The organism is Pseudanabaena sp. 'Roaring Creek', assembly GCF_001402795.1.
GTDB lineage: Bacteria > Cyanobacteriota > Cyanobacteriia > Pseudanabaenales > Pseudanabaenaceae > Pseudanabaena.
In genome coordinates this window covers 1-5,114 of the sequence record NZ_LIRE01000293.1, presented here as the reverse complement: position 1 = coordinate 5,114, position 5,114 = coordinate 1, and the positions used below count along the sequence as shown (strand labels likewise).

Sequence of the window (5,114 nt, the reverse complement as noted above, 5' to 3'; positions counted from 1 at the left end):
ATTAAGTAGCTGGGCATAATTAAAACCCAAAACCAGAGAGCGTACCGCCTGCTACGCGGGCGGTACGCTCTTCTAGGTTTTAAGTTTACTTCTTAGCTACTTACAACCTCCGCCAAAAATGTATTGATTTAGATCGCTATAGGCAAAGAATAAATAATTATGGAAATCATGCGCTTGGTTGTTGCTGGAACTGTGGGAGCAGGGAAGTCAACCTTTATTCGCACAGTTAGTGAAATCGATGTTGTAGATACTGATCGCCGAGCCACGGATGAGACTGCCGAAATAAAACATAAAACCACTGTCGCGATGGACTTTGGTCGATTAACTTTTGGACCTGACATGGCTTTACATATTTATGGAACACCAGGACAGCAGCGCTTTGACTTTATGTGGGATATTCTCATTAAAAAAGCCCATGCCTTTATCCTCCTAGTCGCAGCCCATCGCCCGCAAGAGTTTCGCTATGCGAGGCGCATTCTCAGCTATATGAATCGTCGGGTGCAGATCCCTTACATTATCGGCATTACCCATATGGATTGTGAAGGAGCGTGGTCAAGTGAGAATATTAAATTGGCACTGGGATTTGTCGAAGAGATATCTCAGCCCCCTGTAGTTGTTTTGCACGCAGAAGAACGCGATACCGTCGTTCAAGCGATCGTAGCTCTCGTACAATACTATATTCAAAGTACCGCCGCTTGATCTAGGTCATCTCATATTAAAGAAGTTAAAGAATAAGTCTATTCATCGTCAAGGATTCAAGCATATACTTTCTGGTTTATAGTTATGGCAATTACAGGCTCTTTATCCGAATTTTCTCTTCCTGAGATATTTCAGTTCTTAGATCAGGGGCAAAAAACGGGAATCCTCACCATCCGCGATCCCCAAAACACCCAGACAGGTAAACCCTTTTTACGGCATATCTGGTTGCAAAATGGAAGGGTTGTTGCGGCGGGCGATCGCTTAGACAATCGAGGACTAGCCAGATTAATTGAGCAAAGAGGTTGGCTCAGCCCTTCTCAAAAAGATGATTTAGAGCGTCTTCTCGAAGAAAACGTACTGCTGGGACTAAATCTCAAATCCTTAGGCATATTACAGCCAGATCAGTTAAAGCTCTTGTTTAGCGTACAGGTGCTGCGGCAGGTATGCGCTCTATTTCAGATCGAATCTGGACAGTTTCGCTTTGATGCGAATGTGAGTTTGCCTAAGGCAGAAATGACGGGATTGAGTCTCCCTGCGACCGAGACGACCTTGATGGGATTGCGTAGTCTTAAGGATTGGCGAATATTACAAAGTAAGTTGCCCGAACCAAATTCGACCTTATTTAATATCGTCCCTGCGGGGCGATCGCAACTGCGGTTAGATGTTAATGAGACTCAATTATGGTCTCTGGCGGATGGTTCTAATAATTTAAGAAGCATTGCCCAACGCCTTGAGTTACCGCTTGCCAAAGTCCAACAGATTGCTTTTCGGCTAATTGTTGTAGGCTTAGTAGAAGAAGTACCCGATATTGATATGGGGATAAATGATATAGATGATACAGATTTGCTAGCTAATGATTCCAATGGTAAAGCCAATAATATTTCCGATCGCCCGCCCATTAGTAATAGCTTCTTACAGAGCTTAGTCGGTTTTTTACAGCATAAAGCTTAGAAATCACGGTTTAGAAATTACAATTTAGAAATTACGATTTAGAAATTACAATTTAGAAACCATTTTAAGAATTGGATAGATCCCCCCCAGCCCCCCTTAAAAAGGGGGGGGAATTAAATTCTTCCCCCTTTTTAAGGGGGATTGAGGGGGATCTCTTAGAGTTGTTGACCGCAGAAAGTAATTCTTAAATGGTTTCTTAGAAATCACAATTAAGAAATTACGATAAATCGATAAATACTGATATTTATGAAAGCCATCTCTATTTTAGGAACATCATCTAATGCTGGTAAAAGCTGGATGGTGACAGCATTGGGAGCGTGGCTGAGGCGCAATGGAGTAAGAGTTTCTCCCTTTAAAGCTCAAAATATGTCTAATAACTCCTATGTGACTCTAGAAGGGGGGGAGATTGGGAGAGCTCAGGCAGTGCAGGCGATCGCCTGTGGGATGCGTCCCATCGCGGAGATGAATCCCATTCTTCTCAAACCTTCAGGCAATGGAACTTCGCAACTGGTTGTACTAGGGAAAGCAAAGCAACATATTGCCGCCATCGATTATTATCAGCATATCGAGACTCTATGGGAAACCGTTCGGGACACCCTTGAATTTTGGCGCGATCGCTGTGATGTTTTGCTGTTAGAAGGGGCGGGAAGCCCTGTGGAGTTAAATCTCATGCACCGCGATCTGGTGAACTTGCGTCCAATCATTCATTTACAGGGACGGTGGATTCTGGTTGGGGATATCGAGAAAGGAGGTGTGTTTGCCCAGATTATCGGCACGCATCAACTTCTATCGGAATCTGTCAAAGCTATGGGGCTGGGTTTTATTGTCAATAAATTTCGTGGTGATTTGCGATTGTTTAGTGATGCGGATCGTCACTTTCGCCAGCATATGCCCCATCTTTCCTATCTAGGGGTTTTGCCCTATGCCTCAGATTTGCAACCTGAGAGCGAAGATAGCCTATGCCGTGAAGCCGAAACTAGTGGTAGCGGCGCGAAGATTGCATGGATCAGATTCCCCCACTTGTCGAACTCGCAGGATAGTCAACCTTGGCAGTTAGATGCGGGGATTGAAACTCTATGGGTTCAGAGCGTTACCGAACTAGATCGCGCCAGAATTATCATTCTTCCAGGAAGCAAAAATACCCTCAGCGATCTGCAATGGCTGCGGACTACGGGCTTGGCGGATGCAATTCTGTTGGCGCATCGCCGAGGTGTTCCGATCGTGGGTATTTGCGGGGGCTACCAGATGTTAGGTAAATATCTGAGCGATCGCGATGGGCTTGCGGGTAAAGCGGGAGATGTTGAGGGTTTAGGGCTATTGCCGATTAACACGGAATTTACGGCGACCAAACAGGTACGCCAAGTACAGGCGATCTGGCAATCAGAACAAGCGATCGACCAATGGATGACCTACGAAATTCATATGGGAAATACTAGGTCAATGGAGAACGATAAATCTTGGTTACTGCCGCCTTTGCTGACGATTCAGTGTGATCGCGAATATCGTGATGAGGGAACCAAGGGGGATCTGGTGTGGGGTAGTTATTTGCATGGTTTGTTTGAATCGGCGGCTGTGAGGCAGTCTCTCACAAGATTGGCAAATATTTCCGAACATCAACCCGCTTTAATATCTTGGCAAGATCGCCAGCATCAGCTTTATAACGAGATGGCGGACTTACTAGAAGCCCATTTAAACCTTGACGAGATTCGTCATTATCTAGATAAGTAGATGGATTCAAGACCTGTGGCGCACGCTGTGCGTGCGCTACCGTTTTTCTAAGAGAAGGTTGGCGCTTCGCGCCAACCTTCTCTTCTTGGGGACTGATGAAATTAGTTAACAAAGTGCGATCGCTTTTCTTTGCCGTGCGCCGATCGTATACCATAGCTTAAGTCACCAAAAACTCTAGCTTAGTAGACTATAAATAGATTTTGCAGCAATTTCCCTTCGATTTTAATGATTTACCAGCCCCTACTTATTTGGTCGGTGGCTGGGTACGCGATCGCTTATTAAACCGCCAGAGTAAATATCTCGATTTAGATTTTGTCTTACCAGAAAAGGCTGTGGAGACGGCTCAAGCGATCGCCCGCAAGTATAAAGCGGGGTTTGTAGTCTTAGACGCAGAGCGCCAAATAGCTAGAGTCGTATTTAAAAATGGTACGGCGGATTTTGCACAACAGATGGGGCAGAGCATCGAAGCGGATTTAGGGCGGCGAGACTTTTGTATGAATGCGATCGCCTTAGAATGCCATCAAACTATTCAAAATAACGATCAGAATGCTCAGAATATTAATGCAAGTACAAATGCCCAAGATTTTCTGTCTGAGAACTCCTATCACTTTATCGATCCCTTAAATGGTATCCGCGATCTGCAAGAGAAGAAAATTAGGATGGTTGCTCCTGAGAACTTGGCAGAAGATCCTTTGCGGATTTTGCGAGGATACCGACAGGCGGCTCAGTTAGGTTTTGCAATTGAGGGCTTAACTCGGCAGGTCTTAATTAAATTTGCGCCAAAGCTGAAGTCTATAGCGGCGGAAAGGGTCAGGACAGAATTGGGGTATCTGTTGTCCACTCGAAACGGAAATCAATGGATGCTAGAGGCTATTGGCGATCGCATCTTAGAGGATTGGTTGCCAAGTCAGCATTTGAATTTAGCAAGATTTACCCAGATTGGAAGGGTAATTCGCGACTTGTTGGCAAAATTTCCGCATCTAGACTTATTTTTCAGCAAACAACTAGCAGGCGATCGCTATGCCCTAGTCACGATCGAACTAGCAGCCCTAACCAATAGTGCGACGGCTCTGGAGCCATTGGGCTTGAGTCGTGCAGAACAGCGGTGGTTGGTCGGCATTTTGCGCTATCTACCGCAATTTATGACCTTAGTCAGTCAGGCGACGCGAACGGCGCAATATAAATTTTTTCAAGCAACCTTAGAATTTTTCCCAGCGATCGCTGCGCTTGCCCTAGCGAGCGGATGCGATCTAGAGAGTGTCGCCCCTTGGTTAGAAAGATGGCTCAATCCCCACGATGCGATCGCCTATCCCGTTGCTCTCATTAGCGGCGACGATCTGCGCAATGAATTGGGAATAGCACCTAGCCCTAAAATTGGTGAATTATTGGAAAGTGTCAAAATTGCACAAGTGGAAGGCAAAATTCAATCCAAACAAGAAGCAATTGATTTAATTCAATCAATTATGTAAGTTAAGATTTATACCAATTCCAAAAATGGCGTTGCCATTTTTGGAATTGGTATAAATCCGTTCATTTTTAGAACTACAAAGAATTGCTAATTCGGACTAAGTAGTTAAGCATAAGTAAACTTAAAACCTAGAAGAGCGTACCGCCCGCTACGCGGGCGGTACGCTCTTCTAGGTTTTGGTTTTTAGTTATGTTTAACTATTTATTAAAATTTTTGAATCGGAATGTTGGGATTTGAACCCAAGACCCCCACTACCCCAAAGTGGTGC

At 44.8% G+C, this 5,114-nt stretch carries 4 protein-coding genes; all 4 read left to right on the top strand.

Features of this window, described 5'->3' with window-relative positions:
* The first annotated feature begins 159 nt into the window (after positions 1 to 159).
* The 4 genes from AC805_RS10190 to AC805_RS10175 all read left to right on the top strand — a co-directional run bounded on the left by AC805_RS10190 (position 160) and on the right by AC805_RS10175 (position 4,847).
* On the top strand, positions 160 to 699 hold the full coding sequence (locus AC805_RS10190) for an ATP/GTP-binding protein (RefSeq protein WP_055075336.1): 540 nt from the start codon (positions 160 to 162) through the stop codon (positions 697 to 699).
* A gap of 84 nt (positions 700 to 783) precedes the next feature.
* The gene (locus AC805_RS10185) at positions 784 to 1,650 is read left to right on the top strand and encodes a DUF4388 domain-containing protein (RefSeq protein ID WP_055075335.1); all 867 of its coding nucleotides are present in this window, start codon (positions 784 to 786) and stop codon (positions 1,648 to 1,650) included.
* A 246-nt stretch (positions 1,651 to 1,896) separates the two neighbouring features.
* Positions 1,897 to 3,378, top strand: a complete 1,482-nt coding sequence (locus AC805_RS10180; RefSeq protein ID WP_055075334.1) for a cobyric acid synthase — start codon at positions 1,897 to 1,899, stop codon at positions 3,376 to 3,378.
* A gap of 200 nt (positions 3,379 to 3,578) precedes the next feature.
* Positions 3,579 to 4,847, top strand: coding sequence for a CCA tRNA nucleotidyltransferase (locus AC805_RS10175; protein ID WP_055075333.1), 1,269 nt, complete (start codon positions 3,579 to 3,581; stop codon positions 4,845 to 4,847).
* The last annotated feature ends 267 nt before the right edge of the window (positions 4,848 to 5,114 follow it).